The 20,882-nt window shown below is 73.8% G+C and carries 12 protein-coding genes; 4 read left to right on the top strand and 8 right to left on the bottom strand.

The features are described from left to right. Nucleotide 1: 1 nt before the first annotated feature. On the bottom strand, nt 2-3,955 hold the full coding sequence (locus J7W19_RS27135; protein WP_051072620.1) for a Pls/PosA family non-ribosomal peptide synthetase: 3,954 nt from the start codon (nt 3,953-3,955) through the stop codon (nt 2-4). A gap of 298 nt (nt 3,956-4,253) precedes the next feature. Then, nucleotides 4,254-5,891 (bottom strand): ABC-F family ATP-binding cassette domain-containing protein, encoded by a 1,638-nt coding sequence (locus J7W19_RS27130; protein ID WP_004945860.1) that lies wholly within the window; start codon nt 5,889-5,891, stop codon nt 4,254-4,256. Between the two features lie 128 nt (nt 5,892-6,019). Between J7W19_RS27130 and J7W19_RS27125 the strand changes: the two genes are divergently transcribed. Beyond that, nucleotides 6,020-6,982, top strand: a complete 963-nt coding sequence (locus tag J7W19_RS27125) for an FAD-dependent oxidoreductase (RefSeq protein WP_004945863.1) — start codon at nt 6,020-6,022, stop codon at nt 6,980-6,982. 6 nt (nt 6,983-6,988) lie between these two features. Here the strand turns inward: J7W19_RS27125 and J7W19_RS27120 are convergent, their stop codons facing one another. Together J7W19_RS27120 and J7W19_RS27115 are read right to left on the bottom strand one after the other, a co-directional pair. Next, a complete protein-coding gene (locus J7W19_RS27120; protein WP_051072621.1) occupies nt 6,989-8,950 on the bottom strand; it encodes a Xaa-Pro dipeptidyl-peptidase in 1,962 nt (653 codons plus the stop codon). An 81-nt stretch (nt 8,951-9,031) separates the two neighbouring features. Then, nucleotides 9,032-10,924 carry a Xaa-Pro dipeptidyl-peptidase gene (locus tag J7W19_RS27115; protein ID WP_004945868.1) on the bottom strand — a complete coding sequence of 631 codons (1,893 nt, stop codon included), beginning with the start codon at nt 10,922-10,924 and terminating at the stop codon, nt 9,032-9,034. A gap of 224 nt (nt 10,925-11,148) precedes the next feature. Here J7W19_RS27115 and J7W19_RS27110 point away from each other — a divergent pair, with 224 nt between their 5' ends. The 3 genes from J7W19_RS27110 (at nt 11,149) to J7W19_RS27100 (ending at nt 14,553) form a co-directional block, all read left to right on the top strand. After that, nucleotides 11,149-12,696, top strand: coding sequence for a M1 family metallopeptidase (locus J7W19_RS27110; protein WP_004945870.1), 1,548 nt, complete (start codon nt 11,149-11,151; stop codon nt 12,694-12,696). Nucleotides 12,697-12,928: 232 nt separating this feature from the next. Beyond that, on the top strand, nt 12,929-13,693 hold the full coding sequence (locus J7W19_RS27105; RefSeq protein WP_004945873.1) for a MerR family transcriptional regulator: 765 nt from the start codon (nt 12,929-12,931) through the stop codon (nt 13,691-13,693). Nucleotides 13,694-13,968: 275 nt separating this feature from the next. Then, nucleotides 13,969-14,553, top strand: a complete 585-nt coding sequence (locus tag J7W19_RS27100; protein WP_004945875.1) for a hemerythrin domain-containing protein — start codon at nt 13,969-13,971, stop codon at nt 14,551-14,553. A gap of 339 nt (nt 14,554-14,892) precedes the next feature. Here J7W19_RS27100 and J7W19_RS27095 read toward each other — a convergent pair whose 3' ends face one another. The 4 genes from J7W19_RS27095 to J7W19_RS27080 all read right to left on the bottom strand — a co-directional run bounded on the left by J7W19_RS27095 (nt 14,893) and on the right by J7W19_RS27080 (nt 20,737). After that, nucleotides 14,893-17,103, bottom strand: coding sequence for a 3-hydroxyacyl-CoA dehydrogenase NAD-binding domain-containing protein (locus J7W19_RS27095; RefSeq protein WP_004945879.1), 2,211 nt, complete (start codon nt 17,101-17,103; stop codon nt 14,893-14,895). A gap of 80 nt (nt 17,104-17,183) precedes the next feature. Beyond that, the gene (locus J7W19_RS27090) at nt 17,184-18,398 is read right to left on the bottom strand and encodes an acetyl-CoA C-acetyltransferase (protein ID WP_004945882.1); all 1,215 of its coding nucleotides are present in this window, start codon (nt 18,396-18,398) and stop codon (nt 17,184-17,186) included. A gap of 54 nt (nt 18,399-18,452) precedes the next feature. Further along, the gene (locus J7W19_RS27085; protein WP_004945884.1) at nt 18,453-19,595 is read right to left on the bottom strand and encodes an acyl-CoA dehydrogenase family protein; all 1,143 of its coding nucleotides are present in this window, start codon (nt 19,593-19,595) and stop codon (nt 18,453-18,455) included. A gap of 8 nt (nt 19,596-19,603) precedes the next feature. Then, nucleotides 19,604-20,737 (bottom strand): CaiB/BaiF CoA transferase family protein, encoded by a 1,134-nt coding sequence (locus tag J7W19_RS27080; RefSeq protein ID WP_040890048.1) that lies wholly within the window; start codon nt 20,735-20,737, stop codon nt 19,604-19,606. Nucleotides 20,738-20,882: the final 145 nt, after the last annotated feature.

The raw sequence follows: 20,882 nt of genomic DNA, 5'->3' as shown, positions 1-20,882 counted from the left end.
GTCACGCGGCGGCCTCTCGCTGGGGGGCGGCGGCGGGCCGCTGTCCGGCGATCGGGTTGCCCGCCCAGCGGGTGCCCGGCGGGACGGTCTCCCCGCGCATCACGAGGGAGGACGGGGCGATGGCGGTGTGGGCGCCGACGGTGGTGCCCGGGAGCACGATGCCGTGCGGGCCGAGGGAGGCGCCCTCGGCGAGGTGGACGGTGTCCATGCGCATGATCCGGTCGTGGAAGAGGTGGGTCTGGAGGACGCAGCCGCGGTTGACGGTGGCCCCGTCGCCGAGGGTGATGAGGTCGGTCTCCGGCAGCCAGTGGGTGTCGCACCACACACCCCGGCCGATACGGACGCCCAGGGTGCGCAGCCACCAGTTCAGCACGGGGGTGCCGGTGAAGGGTCCCGCCAACCAGGGGACGGCGAGGGATTCCACGAACGTGTCGAAGAGTTCGTTCCGCCAGACGAAGGAACTCCACAGCGGGTGTTCACCGCTCCGGAAGCGTCCCACGAGCAGCCACTTGGCGGCGGTGGCGAGGAGTCCGGCGAGGATGCCGCCGATGAAGAGCAACGGCGCGGCGACCAGTGCCGCGAGGCCGAGGCCGCCGTGGTTGAGCGCCCACTGTTCGCCGAGCAGCACCATGTCGGCCAGGGCGAGGCCGCACATGAGCGGCAGTATCCGGCACAGTTCGACGCCGGCCCGGGCCAGGACGAGTCTCCGGGGCGGGGCGAAGGTGCGCCCGGCGTCGGCGACGGTGGCGACGCGGGGCAGCGGCATGGCGGGCCGGCCCAGCCAGGAGGTGCCGGGTTCGCTGTGCTCGGGCGCGTCGGAGAGGACGCCGACCAGGCCGTGGTCGGGGACGGAACGGCCGGGGCCGATGATGCCGGAGTTGCCGAGGAAGGCCCGGCGGCCGACGTGCGCGGTGCCCAGGCGGAGCCAGCCGCCGCGCAGTTCGTAGGGGGCGACGAGGGTGTCGTCGGCGAGGAACGCGCCGTCGTCGACGGTGAGCAGGGACGGCAGCGGCAGGACGGTGGAGAGCTCGGCGCCGCGGCCGATCCGGGCGCCGAGCATCCGCATCCACACCGGGGTGGCGAGGCTGGCGTAGACCGGGAAGAGGTTGCGCCGGGCGCCGTCCAGGAGCCGGGTGATCACCCAGGCGCGCCAGGCGACGCCGCCGCAGGCGGGGTGGAGGCCGGCGCTGATGCCCCGGTTGAGGACGCGGACCGTGCCGGCGACGACGAGCATCCAGCAGACCGTGGTGACCACGGTGAAGGCGGGGACGGCGAGCAGCAGGCTGACGGCGACCGTGGTGAGCGAGGCGCTGTCCTTGATCAGCCAGAAGGTGGCGACGAGGGCGGGCGCGGCGGCGAGCAGGGGCAGCAGCGGCATGCCGAACAGGGCCAGGGCGTAGGCGGTGGCCCAGCGGCGGGAGCGCTCGCGGCGCGGCGCGGGCCAGTCCTCGGCGGGGCGGACCGGGCCGCTCGCGTGGTGGGCGGCGGCGTCCGGGCGGGCGGGCGAACCCACCCAGGTCTCGCCCGCGGGGACGTGGCCGTCGAGGCAGGCGCCGGGTGCCAGTTCGGCGCCGTCGCCGAGGGAGGAGCCGGGCATCAGCATGCTGCGGTGGCCGGCCCGGGAGTCGGCGCCGAGCCGGACCGGGCCGACGTGCAGGGTCTCGCCGTCGATCCACCAGCCGGCGATGTCGGCCTCGGGCTCGACGCTGGCCCCGTCGCCGAACTCGGCGAGACCGGTGACCGGGGGCATGGCGTGGAGGGAGACGTTCCGGCCGGCGGCGCAGCCGAGGGCGCGGGCGTACCAGCGGGCCCAGGGGGTGCCCATCAGGGAGGGCACGCCGAAGGCGGCGACGGTGCGTTCGGCGGCCCACAGCCGCAGGTGGACGCGGCCGCCGCGCGGGTGGGCGCCGGGGGTGACGCCACGGGTGAGCACGCGGGCGGCGAGGGCGCCGATCGCGAACCGGCCGGGGGCGCTGAACAGCAGCACCCAGGCGACGGCCACCAGCCACCAGGCGGTGTACGGCGCCCAGACCTGCGGCGCGAAGACACCGAGGAGGTTGTCGGCGACGGCGAGGCCGGTCAGCAGGCGGAGGCCCTGGACGCCGTAGAGGACGGTCTGCACCAGGATCTGCGCGGCGCCGGTGCGGCGGCGCAGCGGGCGGACGGTCCGGCGGGGTCCGGTGTCCTCGACGGGGGTGTCGAGGGCGTCGATGTGCGCGGCCATGTCCCGCAGGACGGTGTGCCGGTAGAGGCCGGCGACGGAGACGCCGGGGTGGTGCTCGCGCAGGGCCGAGGCCATGCGGGCGGCGGTGAGGCTGGTGCCGCCCATGGTGACGAAGTCGGAGTCGGGGCCGGGGCGGACGCCGAGCAGCTCCTCCCAGAGGTCCGCGAGCCGGGCGGCCGTGCCGTGCAGTTCCTCGCCCGCTCCGGGGGCGGCGCCGCCGGTGGTGGGGAGCGGCCAGGGCAGGGCGTCGCGGTCGACCTTGCCGGAGGTGCGGGTGGGCAGCTCGCCGACCTCGGCGAGGACGGGGACGAGCGCGGCGGGCAGCCGTTCGGTGAGCCGGGCGCGGGCGGCGGTCGCGTCGAAGCCCGGGGCGGTCACCAGGTAGCCGACGAGGAGCTGGGAGCCGGACGGGGTGGTGCGGACGGCCGCGGCGGCGCCGTGGACGTCGGGGAGCTCGCCGAGGGCGGCGTCGATCTCGCCGAGCTCGATCCGCCGGCCGCCCAGTTTGACCTGGTCGTCGGCGCGGCCGGCGAAGACCAGGCCCTCCTCGTCGGCCCGGACGAGGTCGCCGGTGCGGTAGGCGCGGTCGCTGCCGAGGGCCTGGCAGGGCCGAAAGCGGTCGGCGTCCTTGGCGGGGTCGAGGTAGCGGCCGACGCCGACGCCGGCGATCACCAGCTCGCCCTCGGCGCCGTACGGCACGGGCTCGCCGTCCTGGTCGACGACGGCGAGCTCCCAGCCGTCGAGCGGCAGGCCGATGCGGACCGGCTCGCCGGGCTCCATGCGGGCGGCGCAGGCGACGACGGTGGTCTCGGTGGGCCCGTAGGTGTTCCACATCTCGCGGCCGGGGACGGCGAACCGCTCGACGAGGCCGGGCGGGCACGCCTCGCCGCCGACGATCAGCAGCCGCACCCGGTCCAGGGACTCCCGGGGCCAGAGGGCGGCCAGGGTGGGGACGGTGGAGACGACGGTGACGGCCCGCTCGACCAGCCAGGGGCCCAGCTCGTGGCCGGCCCTGACCAGCGCGCGGGGGGCGGGCACCAGGCAGGCGCCGTGCCGCCAGGCCAGCCACATCTCCTCGCAGGAGGCGTCGAAGGCGACGGAGAGGCCGGCCAGCACCCGGTCGCCGGGGCCGAGCGGCTCGTCCTGGAGGAAGAGGGCGGCCTCGGCGTCGGCGAAGGCGGCGGCGCTGCGGTGGGAGACGGCGACGCCCTTGGGGGCGCCGGTGGAGCCGGAGGTGAAGATGATCCAGGCGTCGTCCTCGGGCAGCGGCTGCCGGGGTCCGGCGGCCCCGGGCTTTCGGCGGCCGGGGGCGAGCGCGCCGTCGCCGGTGAGGACGGCGCACACCTCGGCCTCGTGGAAGACCGTGGCGGCGCGCTCGTCGGGGTCGTCGGCGTCGACGGGGACGTAGGCGGCGGAGCAGCGGAGGACGGCGAGGATGGCGAGGTAGAGCTCGGCGGTGCCGGAGGGGATCCGGACGCCGACCCGGTCGCCCGGTCCGATCCCGGCCCGGCGCAGCCGCTCGGCCCGGGTCTCGACCTCCGCGCACAGCTCCCGGTAGGTGAGGACGCCGGCCTCGGTGTCGAGGGCCGGGGCGTCGGGGTGGCCGGCGGCGGTGGCGTCGAGGACGTCCACCAGGGTGCGCTCCCCCGGCGGTGGCGCGCTGCTGTACAGCGCCCGCCCCGCCGGCGGCGCCAGCGGGGTGGGGGTGGAACTGGAGAGTGTCGGGGACATGGCCTTACGCCTCGATTCGACGGTGGGGATGCGGACGCCCCACGGACGTCCGCACCCACAGACGTCGCTCCGCGCCCACGGGTTCGTAAAAGCGTTGCCAACGTTCCGCATATCGAACGAGTGGCGGGGGATGCCTCGGGCGCACTCTTTTCTCACGGTACGTGCCGTTTCACCGGAAAACCATGGTTTTCGGCCGGACGGGCGACGGTGACGGCTTGGCGAAGAGTTGACCTGCGACGAAGGTTTTTTTCGGGCCGAAGTTCGCTCGAACGGGTCAGGAAAACCGGGAACCGCGCCCTCAGCGCTCCATAATGCGGCCGTCCTCGACCATGATCCGCCGGGTGGTGTGCACCGCGTCCAGCATCCTCCGATCGTGCGTGACCAGCAGCAAGGTGCCCGAGTACGAGGCGAGGGCCGACTCGAGCTGCTCGATGGCCGGCAGGTCAAGGTGGTTGGTGGGCTCGTCGAGCACCAGCAGGTTGACGCCGCGGGCCTGGAGCAGCGCCAGCGCGGCGCGGGTCCGCTCGCCCGGCGAGAGGGTCACGGCGGGGCGCAGCACATGGTCGGCCTTGAGGCCGAACTTGGCGAGCAGCGTCCGCACGTCGGCGGGTACCAGCTCCGGGACGGCCACCCCGAACGCGTCGAGCAGCGTCTCCGTGCCGAAGAACAGCGCCCGCGCCTGGTCCACCTCGCCGACGACCACGCCCGGGCCGAGCGCGGCCGAGCCCTCGTCCAGCGGAAGCCGGCCCAGCAGCGCGGCCAGCAAGGTGGACTTCCCTGAGCCGTTGGCGCCGGTCACGGCGACCCGGTCGGCCCAGTCGATCTGGAGGTCCACCGGGCCGAGGGTGAAGGAGCCGCGGCGCACCACGGCCCCGCGCAGGGTGGCCACCACGTTGCCCGAGCGGGGCGCGGCGGCGATCTCCATCTTGAGCTGCCACTCCTTGCGCGGCTCCTCGACGGTCTCCAGCCGCTCGATGAGCCGCTCGGTCTGCCGCGCCTTGGACGCCTGCTTCTCGCTGGCCTCGATCCGCGTCTTCCGGGTGATCTTGTCGATGTCGTTGCCCTTGCGGCGGGCGTTGCGGACGCCCTTCTCCATCCAGTTCCGCTGGGTGCGGGCGCGGGCCTCCAGGGCGGCGCGGGTGTCCGCGTACTCCTCGTACGCCTCGCGCGCCTGCCGGCGGGCCCGTTCACGCTCCTCCAGGTAGGCGCCGTAGCCGCCGCCGAAGAGGGTGACCTGCTGCTGGGCCAGGTCCAGTTCCAGCACCTGGTCGACGGTCCGGGTGAGGAACTCGCGGTCGTGGCTGACCAGGACGGTGCCCGCGCGCAGCCCGGTGACGAAGTTCTCCAGCCGCTCCAGGCCGTCCAGGTCCAGGTCGTTGGTGGGCTCGTCGAGCAGGAACACGTCGTAGCGGCTGAGCAGCAGCGAGGCCAGGCCGGCGCGGGCCGCCTGGCCGCCCGACAGGTCCGTCATGGGCCGGTCGAGACCGACCGTGAGGCCGAGCGAGCCGACGACCTCCTCCGCCCGCTCGTCCAGGTCGGCCGCGCCCAACGCCAGCCAGCGCTCCAGCGCGACGGCGTACGCGTCGTCCGCGCCGGGCGCGCCCGCGGCCAGCGCCTCGGTGGTGGTGTCGAGCGCGGCCTGCGCGGCGGCGACGCCGGTGCGCCGGGCCAGGAACGCCCGCACCGTCTCCCCCGGCCGCCGCTCCGGCTCCTGCGGGAGGTGCCCGACGGTGGCGGTGGGCGGGCTGATCCGGACCGTGCCCTCGTCGGGCTCCACGAGCCCGGCGAGCATCCGCAGCAGGGTGGACTTCCCGGCGCCGTTGGCCCCGACGAGCCCGATCACGTCGCCGGGGGCGACGACCAGGTCCAGCCCGGTGAAGAGGGTGCGGTCGCCGTGGCCGGCGGCGAGGTTCTTGGCGACGAGGGTGGCGTTCATGTCGGGGCCGACTCTATCGGTCCGAATCCGCCTGCCGGGGCGTGCGGCCGCCCCGTGACGAGCCGGTCATTCCCCCAGCGCCCGGTAATCCCCGCCCAACGGCCGCCGCCTGTCGGTACCTTCACTCCATGGTGAGCGATGCGATCGTCATCGGATCCGGCGTCATCGGCCTGACCACCGCCGTCCTCCTCGCGGAACGCGGACTGCGGGTCGAGGTGTGGACGCGGGAGACGGCCGTGCAGACCACCTCCGCGGTGGCCGGGGGCCTGTGGTGGCCGTACCGCGCGGAACCGGCCCAGGCCGTGGCCGCCTGGTCGCTCGCGTCCCTGCCCGTCCTGGCCGGCCTGGCCCGGCGGCCGGAGGAGACCGGGGTGCGCATGGTGGACGGGGTGCACGCCGGCGTCTCCGTCGGCGGACTGGGCGCGTGGGCGTCCGGTGTCCCCGGGCTGCGCGACGCGGCCCCGCACGAGACGCCGCGCGGCTACGACCGGGCCGTGCGCGCCCGGCTGCCGCTCATCGACATGCCCGCGCACCTCGGCTACCTGCAACGCCGGCTGGGCCGGGCCGGCGGCACCGTCACCCTCCGCCCGGTCGCCGCCCTCGCCGACGCGGCCCGGGCGGCCCCGGTCGTCGTCAACTGCACCGGCCTGGGCGCCGGCCGGCTCGCCGGCGACCCGCACCTGCACCCGGTGCGCGGCCAGCTCGTCGTCGTCGAGAACCCGGGGATACGCGAGTGGTTCACCGCCGCCGACGACGGGACGGGCGCCCCCGCCTACCTGCTCCCCCAGCCGTACGGCCTGGTCCTCGGCGGGACGGCCCGCGCCCACGTGTGGGACCGGACGCCGACGCCGTCCCTGGCCCAGGCGATCATCGCCCGGTGCGCCCGGGTGCACCCGGGGCTGACCCGGGCCCGCGTCCTGGCCCATCGCGTGGGGCTGCGCCCCGCCCGGCACCGGGTCCGCCTGGAGGCGGAGCGGCTCCCGGGCGGGGCGCGGCTGGTGCACAACTACGGGCACGGCGGGTCGGGGGTCACGGTCTCCTGGGGGTGCGCCCGGGAGGCGGCGGAACTGGCGCTGGACGACCGGCCGTAGCGGGGGTCAGGGCAGCCGCGTCTGCCGGGGCGTCCCCAGCCCGTACGGGTGGGCGGGCTTGACGGGCGGCCGGGCGCCGCCCTTGGTGGCGCGGGCGAACGCCGCGTAGCCGCCGACCAGCGGCAGGTTCGCCGAGGTCGCGGCCAGGTCGAGGGTCAACCGCGGGGTGGTGGAGGCCGGTTCGATCAGGCCGCGGTCGGTGCCCGCGACGATCAGTGCCAGCCGGTGGCCGGCCGGGACGACGTGGTCGGTCGCGGCGAGGTCGAGGGTGATGGTGTACGGGGTGCCGGGGGTCACGGCCCGGGTGCGCTTGCCGCTCCCCCAGTGGCCGAGGTCGGCCCAGCCGCGGCTGAAGACGGTGTGGTCGACCCGTGCCGTCCTGGCCTCGGTCCGCAGGAAGCAGCCGGTGTCCCCGGGGGTGCCGGCGCCCCAGCAGGTGCGGTCGGTGAGGGTGGTGATGCCCTCGGCGTCGTCGGCGTAGTCGCGGATGGTGGCCGGGCCGAGGTCGACGAGGACCGCCGAGAGGTGGGCGGACGCGGTGGACGGGGTCACCCGCAGCCGGACCGTGGAGGAACCGGACAGGCGCAGGTCGCGGGCGAGCGGCCGGGTGACGAAGCCGGCCTTCGCGGGGGTGCTCCGGTCGATCGCCGCCGCCCAGTCGTTCTCGCCGAGCGCCGGGTCGTCCGTGAACTCGGCGGTGCTGCCCGGCCGGGCGGGTTCCAGGCCGAGTACGCCCGGACCCTCCGCGGATCCGGCCGCCGGGCGCAGGGTGGTGGCCCGGGTGCCGGCGGGCGGCCAGACGCGGTCGGTGGTCCACTGGTCGGGCGCCCGCTCGACGTCGGCCATCGGCTCGCGCTCGACGCCGTTGTCGTAGCCCATCAGGTAGTGGTCGAACCAGCGGTGCAGCGTGCGCACCCAGGCGTCGCGCCGGAAGTCGAACGGGTCGACGTGTCCGGTCTGCGACAGCCAGATCTTCCGCTCGACGCCGTTGGCGGCGAGCGCGTCCCACCACTGGCCGAGGTGCTTGGTGCGGACGTTGAGGTCCTGCATGCCGTGCACGGCGAGGACGCTGGCGCGCACGTTCCCCGCGTCGCGGACGTAGTCGCGCTCGCTCCACAGCGGTGTCCGGTCGCCATTGCGGGGCGCGCCCTCGACGAGCTTCCGCTGGACGTCCTGGCAGCGGGCGCGCGCCTCGGCGCTCTCCACCCGCGAGGCGAGGCCGTCGGGGCCGCTGCCGAACAGCGCGGCGCCCTTGGCGAAGTAGTAGTCGTACCAGGAGCTGATGGCGCCGATGGGGACGATCGTCTTCAGGCCGTCCACACCGGTGGCGGCCACGCCGTTGGCGACGGTGCCGTCGTAGCTCTTGCCGATCATTCCGACGGCGCCGGTGGTCCAGTCCGCCGTCACCGGTGTGTTCCCGGTGCGCGAACCGTACGCGCGCGCCCGGCCGTTGAGCCAGTCGACGACGGCCTTGGCGGACTGGACGTCCGAGCGCCCGCCGACGTCCACGCAGCCGTCGGAACGGTTCGTTCCGGCGAGGTCGACGAGTACCACGGCGTAGCCGCGCGGGACGAAGTAGTTGTCGTAGAAGAGGGGGAACTGGACGGGTTTCCCCTGGGCGTCGTACGTCTTCTTCTGGCTCTCGTTGCCGCGTCCGCAGCAGGAGTAGTACGGGCTGGCGTCCATGATCACGGGGACGCGGACGCCCTTCTCGGCGGCCTCGCGCGGCCGGACGACGTCCACGGCGACCCGGTCCGTGCCGCCGGCGCGGGTGGGCGCCTCGACCCAGACGGACTCGCGGACGGCGCGGTCGTAGGAGTAGACGGGTCTGCTCTCGCCGGCGTGTCTTCCGGGGGGCGCGGCCTGGGCCGCGCCCGGTGGTGCGGCGAGGACGGCCAGCAGCGCCGCCAGGGCCGCGAGGACTGAAGTGGTCCAGGATATGCGGGTGTTCCGCGTGGGTTTCGGCACGGGCGGGAGCGTACGCGCGTCCACTGCCGTGCAGAAGGGGTGCGGGGCGGCCTCCGGGAGACGGCCCCGCACCCCGCCGCCTCACGTCCGGTCGTCGCCCGTGGCGCGCGCGAAGGCCCGGTAGCCGCCGACCACGGGCAGTTCCGCCGCACTGCCGGCGAGGTCCACGGTCAGCTTCGGCGTGGACGCCGGGGCGTCGATGTACGGCTTGTCCGTACCGGCGACGATCAGGGCCAGCCGGTGGCCGGCCGGGACCACGTGGTCGGCCGTGCCGAGGTCGAGGGTGATGTCGTACTGCTTGCCGGGCGTGATCTCCCGCCGGGGGAAGCCGGCGTAGTGGCCGAGGTCGGCCCAGCCGCGGCTGAAGACGGTCTGTTCGACCTTCTTGGTGGCGGGGGCGGCCTTCTTGAAGCAGCCGGTGTCCCCGGTGGTGCCGCTGCCGAAGCACTCCTTCTCGGGGAGGATCGAGACGCCGCCGCCGTTCTTGTAGTCCCGGATGGTGTCCGGGCCGAGGTCGACGAGGACGGCGGAGAGCGTCGCCGAGTTCGTGGTCGGGGTGACCTTCAGCGTCACCGAGCCGTGTCCGGACAGCCGGAGGTCGCGGCCGAGCGGCCTGGTGGCGAACGACGCCTTGGCCGGGGTCGGCCGGTCGGCGTCCGCCGCCCAGTCGAGCTCGCCGAGGGCGGGGTCGTCGGTGAACTCGGCCGTGGTGCCGGCCTTGGCGGGCTCGGCGCCCAGCGTTCCCACCCCCGCGACCGGCCCGGCGGCCGGGCGCACGGTGGCGCGGCCGGTGCCGCTGGGCGGCCAGACCCGGTCGGTGGTCCACTGGCCGGGAGCCCGCTCGACGTCGGCCATCGGCTCCTTGTCGACGCCGTTGTCGTAGCCCATCAGGTAGTGGTCGAACCACCGGTGGAGGGTGGTCACCCACTCCTGGCGGCGGAACTCGAACGGGTCGGTGTGCGCCGCCGTCGAGAGCCAGATCTTGCGCTCGACGCCGTTCTCGGCCAGGGCGTCCCACCACCGGTTGAGGTGCTGGGTGCGGACGTTGAGGTCCTGGAGGCCGTGGACGGCGAAGACGCTGGCACGGACCTTGTCCGCGCCGCGGACGTAGTCGCGGTCCTGCCACATGCCGGTCCAGTTGCCGTCGCGCGGCGAGCCCTCGACCAGCGCCTTGTCCATGGCCTTGCAGCGGGCCTTCACCTCGTCGGTCTCGACGTACCGCGCGTGGCCGGCGATGCCCTCGGTGGAGTTGGTGGAGGCGCCCTTGTAGAAGTAGTAGTCGTACCAGGAGCTGGGCCCGGAGATGGGGACGACGGTCTTCAGGCCCTCGACGCCGGTGGCCGCGAGACCGTTGGCGATCGATCCGTCGTAGCTCTTGCCGATCAGGCCGACGGAACCGGTGGTCCAGTCGGCGTCGGCGCCGCCGTCCCCGGTGCGTGAGGTGTAGCCGTTCGCCCGGCCGTTGAACCAGTCGACGACCGATTTGGCCGCCGCGACGTCCGACGGGCCGCCCGCGTCCGAACAGCCGTCGGAACGGTTGGTCCCGGGCTGGTCGACCAGGGCCACGGCATAGCCGCGCGGGACGAAGTAGTTGTCGTAGTAGAGCGGGAACTGCAGGGGCCGGCCCTGCTCGTCGTAGGTCTTGACCTGGCTCTCCGGACCCCGCCCGATGCTCTGGAAGTACGGGCTGGCATTCATGATCACCGGGACCTTGCGGCCCTGCTCCGCCGCTTCCCTGGGCCGGATGATGTCCACGGCGACCCGGTCGGTACGCCCGTCGCCGTCACTGTCCTTCCCCGTCTCCACATAGACGGTCTCCCGGACGGCCCGGTCGTAGGAGTAGACCGGAGTGCTCTCGTCGACGCTTCGCCCGGAGGAAGCGGCCTGCGCCGGAGCCGGTGCCGCGACCACGGCGGCCAGGAGTGCCGTGGCGGCGGCCGGAACCGTACGTTTCAAGAAACCCTTGTTGCGCATGTGACGCATGTTGTTTTTCACGGACGGACGCTAACCCAGCAACTCCCTTGCGCCAAGCGCGATTTGACGTACCGTCGGGTCGGTACGGCGAGGTGGAGCACACCGCTCCGCCTGTGTCGGCCGGATGTCAGTCGCATGTCTGGATTCGTCATGGACATTCCCGCACCGCGGGTGAGTGCATAGGCTGCGATCGATCTTCCGCCCCCTACGAGTTGGAGTGTCTCGTGCGTCACAGACTCCTCGTTCCGAGCGCCGCCGCCGCTGCCGCCTTCCTGCTGCTCGCGGTCCCCGCGTCGGCGGCCGACGGCACGCCGGGCGCGCCGGGCATCGGAGACTCCTACTACCCGGACGCCGGCAACGGCGGCTACGACGTCTCCCACTACGACCTGCGGCTCAAGTACCAGCCGAAGAACGACCGGCTGGAGGGCACCGCCACCATCACCGCGACCACGACGCAGGCGCTGTCCCGCTTCAACCTCGATCTGCTGCTGGACGTCAGCGACGTCCTGGTCAACGGCAAGAAGGCCGCGTTCAAGAAGACGGGCACCCACGAGCTGGAGATCACCCCGGCCGCGTCCCTCCCCGAGGGCAAGCAGATCACCGTCGTCGTCCGGTACAGCGGCACCCCGTCCGCGGTGAAGGTGAACGGCTCGTCCGCCTGGCAGCGCACGCCGGACGGCGGCATCGCCGCGCAGGAGCCGGAGTCGGCCGCCTGGTGGTTCCCGAGCAACGATCACCCGCGCGACAAGGCGACGTACGACATCTCGGTCTCCGTCCCCGACGACGTGCAGGCGATCAGCAACGGCGTCCTCGCCTCGAAGACCTCCAAGCTCGGCTGGACGCGCTGGAACTGGCGCTCCACCAAGCCGCAGGCGAGCTACCTGACCACACTGGCCGTCGGCAAGTTCGAGATCACCACGGACACCACGTCCAACGGCCTGCCCGTGATCAACGCCTACAGCAAGGACCTGGGCGACAATCTGGAGCCGGCGAAGGCGAGCGTCGAGCGCAGCGCCGAGGTCATCGACTGGGAGAGCAGCGTCTTCGGCCCGTACCCCTTCACGGCCGTCGGCGGCTACGTGCCCAACGTGCCCACCCGGTTCGCCCTGGAGACGCAGACCCGGCCGTTCTACAGCCCGGCGCCGTTCGCCAACGGCGCGAACGTCTCGCTCATCGTGCACGAGCTGGCCCACCAGTGGTTCGGCGACAGCGTCTCGGTGAAGAACTGGCGGGACATCTGGGTCAACGAGGGCTTCGCCTCCTACGCGCAGTGGCTGTGGTCGGAGAAGGAGGGCGAGGGCACGGCGCAGGAACTCGCCGACTACACCTACGCCCTCTACCCGGCCGACGACAAGTTCTGGACGGTCAAGCCGGCCGACCCGGGCGCGGACAAGCAGTTCGACGGCGCCGTCTACCAGCGCGGGGCCATCGCCCTCCAGGCGCTGCGCAACACGGTCGGCGACAAGGTGTTCTTCGAGACGCTCAAGGGCTGGACGGCGAAGAACCGGTACGGCAACGGCTCGGTCCAGGACTTCGTGGCCCACGCGGAGCAGGTCTCCGGCAAGAAGCTGAAGCCGCTCTTCGACACCTGGCTGTTCACCGCCTCCAAGCCGAGCGCGGCGGAGGCGGCCAAGGCGGGCATCGGCCTGCCGGCGAAGGCCGGGGCGAAGGCGACGGCCCGTACGGGTGGCGCGTCGCTCGCCGCGAAGAAGCCGGCGCGGCCCGCCTCCTGGCCGAAGATCCAGGACGCGCTCCGGACGCACGGTCACTGACCCGGGGGAACACGGCCGCCGGCCCGGATCCACGCGGATCCGGGCCGGCGCGCTCCGTACGGCCCACCCTGGTCGTGAGTGATCGTCGCCCGCTCTTACACCAACGGTGGTACACCCCTACTGTTGCACTGCCGCGTCCGCCGGGCGCGCGTGGTCGTACCGGTAGGGGTACGCGTACGGAGTGGCTGGAGCGGCCGGTGAGGTCCGAGAGCCGGAGAGCGAGGCACGGGGCATGGCCACGGAGACCGGGGAGCCGGACCTCCTCACCATCGACGAACTCGCCGCGCGCGCCGGGGTGACCGTCCGCACCATCCGCTTCTACAGCACGCGCGGACTGCTGCCGCCGCCCGCGCTCGGCCCGCGCCGCGTGGGCCACTACGGCCCCGGCCACCTCTCCCGTCTCGCGCTGATCGAGGAGTTGCAGCACCAGGGCCTCACGCTTGCCGCCATCGAGCGCTATCTGCGCCGCCTCCCGGAGGACCTGAGCGCGCACGACCTCGCCATCCACCGGGGGGTGGTGGCCTCCTGGGTCCCGGACGGCACCGAGGAGATCACCCACGCCGAGCTGGAACGCCGCGCGGGCCGCCCGCTGACCGAGGACGACATCGGCAAGCTCGCCGCCATGGACGTGCTCGAACGCCGGGCGGTCGCCGGGGATCGCGGTGAGGCGGCGCGCTTTCGCGTGGACCCGGGCCTGCTGGCCCTGGGCACCCAGTTGCTGGCCGTCCCCGCGTCCCTGGACACGGTCCTCGCCGCGCGCACGGTCCTGCTCGACCACGCCCGGTCCACCGCCCACGAGCTGACCCGGCTGTTCCACGAGGAGGTGTGGGGCCCGTACGAGGCCAGGGAGACGGACCCGACGGAGGTGGAGGCGATGAAGTCGCTATCGGCGCACATGCAGCCGCTGGTGGTCCAGGCGCTGGTGACCGCGTTCCAGCGGGCGCTGCGCGAGGAGCTGCGGCGGACGTACGGGACGGGGGACGACGGGCCGGACTGACCCCTTCGGGATCTCGTTCGGCCCGGTGGGACCCGCCGGCCGCGCCACCCCGGCGTGCGCACCGGCCCCGGCACCCGGACGACGTCACCGCACCGGGCCGGCACCCCTGACGCCCCCGGTGCCCCGGGCGGATGCCGCCCCCTCATACGCCCCCTAGGCTGGAAACGCGGAGTCCCGGGGGATTCCCGTCGGCGTGTCCGGACATCCGCGCATCAGGTGATCGCCGGATCGCGATCCGCGCCCGAGACAGCCCGCAACGACAGGGAGGCAACCTCATGAGTGGTGCGAAGTCCGACCGGGAGCAGGCCGCCCGGCTGCCCGAGGGCGACGTCGTGGCCGTCCTGCTGGCGCAGCACGCCCGCATCCGGGAGCTCTTCGCCGACGTCAAGGCGGCGGACGGGGAGCACAAGAAGCAGGCGTTCGACGAGCTGAGGGCGCTGCTGGCCGTCCACGAGACGGCGGAGGAGATGGTCGTCCGGCCCGTGGCCCGCGACACCGCCGGCAAGAAGGAGGCGGACGCCCGCAACGCGGAGGAGGCGGAGGCGAACAGGGTCCTCGCCCGGCTGGAGAAGATGGACGTCGACAGCCCGGACTTCGACGCGCAGCTGCGCGAGTTCGAGAAGGCCGTGGTGGACCACGCCGAGCGCGAGGAGCGCGAGGAGTTCCCCACGCTCCGGGCGGGCCGCGACGAGGCCCAGCTCAAGCGCATGGGAACGATGCTCCGCGCGGCCGAGAAGGTCGCCCCCACCCACCCGCACCCCGTGGCGGCCGGCTCCACCGCCGCGCAGTGGAGCGTGGGCCCGATCGCGTCCCTGGTGGACCGCACGAAGGACGCGATCAAGGGAGCCATGGCGCACTGACGGCGCTTCGGGACGCCGCCCGGTGGTCCGTGGAGGCCGGGCGGCGCCCGGATACGTCTCGGGCCCGCAAGCCCGGGGGCGCCCGGCGGCCCCGACGCCCCACCGCTCGGGCGGCGTCGGCCGCGTCCTCGATGAGCCGGACGGCGACGCCGGTCGTGGCCGGCAGCGGCACGGCCATCAGTGCCACCGGTACCTTGGGGCCGGCCGCGACCCGGCCGGCCCCCGCCCCGGGGAACGCACGACGACCGCGCAGCATGGGGAAGTCGGCACCCGGGGTCCGTACGCGGGGCGCGACGGCCCGACGGCCGAGGACGCGCCCGACGGGCCCCGCCCGGCGGATCAGTCCGTGAAGAACTCCCCCCGCTCCGCCTTCTCCAGCAGCAGCGGTGACGGCGCGAAGCGGTCGCCGTACGCCGTCTGGAGTTCGCGGGCGCGGGCGGTGAAGCCGGCCGGGCCGCCGGGGTAGCCGTTGATGTACTGGAGGGCGCCACCGGTCCAGCCGGGGAAGCCGATGCCGAACAGCGAGCCGATGTTGGCGTCGGCGACCGAGGTGAGGACGTTCTCCTCCAGGCAGCGGACGGTGTCCAGCGCCTCGGCGAACAGCATCCGCTCCTGGAGCTCGGTCAGCGAGATGTCGGCCGGCTGCACCGCACGGCCGAAGTGCTCGGCCAGCCCCGGCCACAGGCCCGTCCGGCGGCCGTCCTCGTAGTCGTAGAAGCCGGCGCCGCCCGCGCGGCCGGTGCGGCCGAACTCGTCGATCATCCGGTCGATGACGGCGTCCGCCGGGTGCGGGGTCCAGGTGCCGCCGGCCGCCTCGGTGGCGCGGCGGGCCTCCTCGCGGATGCGCCGGGGCAGGGTGAGGGTGAGCTCGTCCATCAGGGAGAGCACCTTGGCGGGGTAGCCGGCCTGGGCGGCGGCCTGTTCCACGGTGGCGGCGGGGACACCCTCGCCGATCATGGCGACGCCCTCGGAGATGAACCGGCCGATGACCCGCGAGGTGAAGAAGCCGCGCGAGTCGTTGACGACGATGGGCGTCTTGCCGAGCTGCCGCACCAGGTCGAAGGCGCGGGCCAGGGCCTCGTCGCCGGTGCGCTCGCCCTTGATGATCTCGATGAGCGGCATCTTGTCGACGGGCGAGAAGAAGTGCAGCCCGACGAAGTCGGCGGGCCGCTCGACGCCCTCAGCGAGCAGGGTGATGGGCAGGGTGGAGGTGTTGGAGCAGAGCAGCGCGTCGGGGGCGACGATGTGCTGGATCTCCTGGAACACCTTGTGCTTCAGGGCCGGGTCCTCGAAGACGGCCTCGATGACGGCGTCGCAGCCGGCCAGGTCGGCCGGGTCGGCGGTGGGGGTGATGCGGGCGAGCAGCGCGTCCCGCTTCTCCTCGGTCGTCCGGCCCTTGGCCAGGGCCTTGGCGAGCAGCCCGGCCGAGTACTCCTTGCCCTTGCGGGCGTTGTCGAGCGAGACGTCCTTGAGGACGACGTCGATGCCGGCGCGGGCGCAGGCGTAGGCGATGCCGGCGCCCATCATGCCGGCGCCGAGCACGGCGGCCTTGGTCACCTTCCGCGGCTCCGGCCCGGCGGGTCGGCTGCGACCGGCGTTGACCGCCTGGAGATCGAAGAAGAACGCCTGGATCATGTTCTTGCTCGTCTGCCCGGTGGCGAGGTCCACGAAGTAGCGGGACTCGATCGTCGAGGCGGTCTCGAAGTCCACCTGGGCGCCCTCGACGGCCGCGGCGAGGATGGTGCGGGGGGCGGGGTAGGGAGCGCCCGACGTCTGCTTGACGAGCGTCGCGGGGAAGGCGGGCAGATTGGCGGCGAGCGCCGGGTGGGACGGCGTCCCGCCGGGCATCCGGTAGCCGTCGGTGTCCCACGGCTGCCGCGACTCGGGGTGGGCGAGCACGAACTCCCGGGCCTTCGCGACGAGTTCCTCGGCGCTGTCGACGACCTCGTGCACCAGCCCGGCCTCCAGCGCCCGCCGGGGGCTGTACTGGGTGCCCTGGACGAGGACCTTCAGCAGCGCGTCGGCGATGCCGAGGAGGCGTACGGTGCGGGTGACGCCACCGCCGCCGGGCAGCAGGCCGAGTGTGACCTCCGGCAGTCCGAACTTCGCGCGTGGCGCGTCGAGGGCGATCCGGTGGTGGCAGGCGAGGGCGATCTCGTACCCCCCGCCGAGCGCCGCGCCGTTGAGCGCGGCGACGACCGGGACGCCGAGCGTCTCGATGCGGCGCAGGTCGCGCTTGAGCTCCTGGGTGGCCCGGAACGCGGTCTCGGCATCCTCCGGCCGGAGCGCGATGAGCTCGCGGAGGTCACCGCCGGCGAAGAAGGTCTTCTTCGCGGAAGTGAAGATCACACCACGGACGGACTCCCGCTCGGCCTCCAGGCGGTCGGCGACCGCCGTGAGGGAGGACTGGAAGTTCCGGTTCATGGTGTTGGCGGACTGGTTCGGGTCGTCGAGGACGAGGGTGACGATGCCGTCGGCGTCCTGTTCCCAGCGGATGGTCTCGGTGGGGCCGGGGGTGCCGGCGGTGTCGGTGGTTCCGGTGGTGCTCATGGTGGGGTTCTCCTGGAGGTCTGGGTGGCGGGTACGGCCGGGGCGGGCGTGGCCGGACAGCATGCGGTGCTGCCCGCCGCTCACAGGCGCTCGACGACGGTGGCGACACCCATGCCGCCGCCCACGCACAGCGTGACCAGCCCGTACCGCTTGCCCTGCCGTTCCAGCTCGTCGACGACCGTGCCCAGAAGCATCGCCCCGGTGGCGCCGAGCGGGTGGCCGAGGGCGATGGCCCCGCCGTTGACGTTGATCTTCTCCAGGCCGATGCCCATGTCGTCGGCGAAGCGCAGCACGACGGCGGCGAACGCCTCGTTCATCTCGATGAGGTCGATGTCGTCGATGGTCAGCCCGGCCTTGGCCAGGGCCTTGCGGCAGGCGGGCGCCGGGCCGGTGAGCATGATGGTCGGCTCGGAGCCGGAGACGGCGGCGGAGACGATCCGGGCGCGCGGGGTGAGCCCGTACCGCTCGCCGATCCGCTCGTTGCCGATGGCGACGAGGGCGGCGCCGTCGACGATGCCGGAGGAGTTGCCGGCGTGGTGGACGTGGTCGATCCGCTCCACCCAGTGGTACTTGGCCAGCGCGACGGCGTCGAAGCCGGCCGCCTCGCCGATGCCCGCGAAGGACGGCTTGAGCTTGGCGAGGGTCTCGGGGGTGGTGCCGGGGCGCAGGTGCTCGTCGCGGTCGAGGACGACGAGGCCGTTGCGATCGCGCACGGGGACGACGGAGCGGTCGAAGCGGCCCTCCTTCCAGGCCCGGGCCGCGTTCTCCTGGGAGCGGGCGGCGAAGGCGTCCACGTCGTGGCGGGTGTAGCCGCCGAGGGTGGCGATGAGGTCGGCGCTGACGCCCTGGGGGACGAAGCCGGTGGCGAAGTTGGTCATCGGGTCGCCGAACCAGGCACCGCCGTCGGAGGCCATGGGCACCCGGGACATGGACTCGACGCCGCCCGCGAGGACCAGGTCCTCCCAGCCGGAACGGACCTTGGCGGCGGCCGTGTTGACGGCTTCGAGGCCGGAGGCACAGAAGCGGTTCTGCTGGACGCCGGCGACCGTCTCGGGCAGCCCCGCGGCGACGGCGGCGATCCGCGCGATGTCCGACCCCTGCTCGCCGACCGGGCTGACCACGCCGAGCACGATGTCGTCGATCGCGGTGGGGTCGAGGTCGGGGAAGCGGCGCCGCAGCTCGTGGAGGAGTCCGACGACGAGGTCGATGGGCTTGGTGCCGTGCAGGGAGCCGTTCGCCTTGCCGCGGCCCCTGGGGGTGCGGATGGCGTCGTAGACGTACGCTTCGGTGCTCAAGTTCGGCAGCCTTCCTGAGTGCGTGCGGAGGGTGGGTGTCCGTGAGGGGGGCCGTCAGGCCAGCAGCGAACGGCCGATGATCTCCTTCATGATCTCGGTCGTGCCGCCGTAGATCGTCTGGATCCGGCCGTCGGTGAACGCCCGGGCGACCGGGTACTCGGCCATGTAGCCGTACCCGCCGTGCAGTTGGAGGCACCGGTCGGCGACGCGCTTCTGCAGCTCGGTCGCCCACCACTTGGCCATCGACGCGTGCGCGGCGTCGAGCCGCCCTTCGGCGTGCTCCTCCACGCAGCGGTCGACGAAGGCGCGCGTGACGGCGCACTCGGTGGCCATCTCGGCGAGCTCGAAGCGGATGTGCTGGAACCGGGCGAGCGGCCGGCCGAACGCCTCGCGCTCCTTGACGTACCGTGTGGTGATCTCCACCAGGTGCTCGGCGACGGCCGCGGCGGAGACGGCTATCTGCAGCCGTTCCTGCGGGAGGTTGGCCATGAGGTGGCCGAACGCGCCGTGCAGCTCGCCGAGCAGGTTCTCCTTGGGGACGCGGACGTCGTCGAAGAACAACTCGGCGGTGTCCTGCGCCTTCTGCCCGATCTTGACGAGGTTCCGGCCGCGCTCGAACCCCGCCGTGCCGCGCTCGACGACGAGCAGGCTGAGCCCCTTGGCCCCGCCCTCGGGGGTGGTCCGGGCCACGACGATCACCAGGTCGGCGAGGATCCCGTTGGAGATGAACGTCTTGGAGCCGTTGAGCAGCCAGTGGTCGCCCTCGTCCACGGCCGTCGTGCGGATCCCCTGCAGGTCGGACCCGGCCCCCGGCTCGGTCATGGCGATGGCGGTGACCGTCTCGCCGCTGCAGAACCCGGGCAGCCAGCGCCGCTTCTGCTCCTCGGTGGCGAGGCCGGTGAGGTACGGCCCGATGATGTCGTTGTGCAGCCCGGCGGCGAATCCGGCCGCGCCCGCGCGGGCGAACTCCTCGGCCAGGACGACGCCGAACCGGAAGTCCGGGGTGCCCCCGCCGCCGTACTCCTCGGGCACGGCGAGCCCGAGCAGCCCCTGCTTGCCGGCCGCCCGCCAGACGTCGCGGGAGACCACGCCGTCCTCCTCCCACCGCTCGTAGTGCGGCGCGACCTCGCGGTCGAGGAAGGTCCGCACGGTGGCCCGGAAGGCGTCGTGCCGGTCGTCGAAGATCCGTCGGTCCATGGCTCGCGTCACTGCGGCCCCTTCTCTCGGAGTCCGGGAACGTCCCAGTCGCGGGCGACCTCCTCGGTGTGCGCGCCGGGCGGCGCGGGCGGCCGGCGGAGGGAGCCGGGGGTGGCGGAGAAGCGGGGCGCGGGGGCGGGCTGGACGACGCCGTCGCGGTCGGCGAAGGTGCCGCGGGCGGCGAGGTGCGGATGGCCGGGGGCCTCGCCCAGGGAGAGCACGGGCGCGACGCAGGCGTCCGTCCCTTCGAACACCGCCGTCCACTCGGCCCGGGTACGCCGCCGGAACCGCTCGGCGACGGCCTCCCGCAGCCCGCCCCACCGGCCGGGGTCGTCCCGCCCGGCGGCAGTCTCGCCGTCCAGCCCCAGCAACCGCGCGAACTCCTCGTAGAACCGCGGTTCGAGCGCCCCGACGGCCATGTGCCCGCCGTCGGACGTCTCGTACACGCCGTAGAACGGCGCGCCGCCGTCCAGCAGGTTGCCGCCGCGCCGGTCCTGCCAGGCGCCGGCGGCGAGCATGCCGCGGAGCATGGCGGTCAGGTGGGCGGTGCCGTCGACGATGGCGGCGTCGACGACCTGGCCGGTGCCGGTGGCCCGGGCGTGCAGCAGGGCGGCGAGGACACCCACGACGAGGTACAGGGATCCGCCGGCGTAGTCGCCGAGCAGGTTGGCGGGCGGGTACGGCGGCCCGTCGGCCGGACCGGTCAGCCCGAGGGCGCCGGTGACGGCGATGTACCCGATGTCGTGCCCGGCGGTTCGCGCGAGCGGCCCGTCCTGCCCCCACCCGGTCATCCGCCCGTAGACCAGCCGGGGATTGCGCGCCAGACACGGCCCGGGCCCGACACCGAGCCGCTCCGCGACGCCGGGCCGGTACCCCTCCAGCAGCACGTCGGCCCGCTCGACGAGGCCGAGTACGGCCTCCGCCCCGCCGTCCGTCTTCAGGTCGACGCACACGGAGCGCTTGTTGCGGTGGGTGACGTCCCGCCGCGGATCGATACCCAGCCCGGGCCCCCCGGGACGGTCCACCCGGACCACATCGGCCCCCAGGTCCCCCAGCAGCATCCCGGCGAACGGCCCGGGCCCGATCCCGGCCAGCTCCACGACCCGCACCCCGGCGAGCGGCCCGCCCACTGCATCTGCCATCCGGCTCGCTCCCCGTGACCGTCGCCTCTGCCGACCCGACCCGCCATGACGCGTCTCTATGACAAGACCGCTGTAACACTCGTGATGTTAAGAACGTGTTCCACTCTCCACAAGCCCCGCGCGCCGGACGCCACTTGACGGAGCG

Source organism: Streptomyces mobaraensis NBRC 13819 = DSM 40847, from assembly GCF_017916255.1.
In the GTDB taxonomy this organism is placed as follows: domain Bacteria; phylum Actinomycetota; class Actinomycetes; order Streptomycetales; family Streptomycetaceae; genus Streptomyces; species Streptomyces mobaraensis.
This window is presented reverse-complemented; position numbering and strand designations above follow the sequence as displayed.

What these genes read in the sequence shown, in the direction of transcription:
- J7W19_RS27125 (WP_004945863.1), top strand. Translation starts at nt 6,020, where the DNA reads ATGGTGAGCGATGCGATCGTCATCGGATCCGGCGTCATCGGCCTGACC.
- J7W19_RS27105 (WP_004945873.1), top strand. Translation starts at nt 12,929, where the DNA reads ATGGCCACGGAGACCGGGGAGCCGGACCTCCTCACCATCGACGAACTC.
- J7W19_RS27130 (WP_004945860.1), bottom strand. Translation starts at nt 5,891, where the DNA reads ATGAACGCCACCCTCGTCGCCAAGAACCTCGCCGCCGGCCACGGCGAC.
- J7W19_RS27095 (WP_004945879.1), bottom strand. Translation starts at nt 17,103, where the DNA reads ATGAGCACCACCGGAACCACCGACACCGCCGGCACCCCCGGCCCCACC.
- J7W19_RS27115 (WP_004945868.1), bottom strand. Translation starts at nt 10,924, where the DNA reads ATGCGCAACAAGGGTTTCTTGAAACGTACGGTTCCGGCCGCCGCCACG.
- J7W19_RS27085 (WP_004945884.1), bottom strand. Translation starts at nt 19,595, where the DNA reads ATGGACCGACGGATCTTCGACGACCGGCACGACGCCTTCCGGGCCACC.
- J7W19_RS27100 (WP_004945875.1), top strand. Translation starts at nt 13,969, where the DNA reads ATGAGTGGTGCGAAGTCCGACCGGGAGCAGGCCGCCCGGCTGCCCGAG.
- J7W19_RS27080 (WP_040890048.1), bottom strand. Translation starts at nt 20,737, where the DNA reads ATGGCAGATGCAGTGGGCGGGCCGCTCGCCGGGGTGCGGGTCGTGGAG.
- J7W19_RS27135 (WP_051072620.1), bottom strand. Translation starts at nt 3,955, where the DNA reads ATGTCCCCGACACTCTCCAGTTCCACCCCCACCCCGCTGGCGCCGCCG.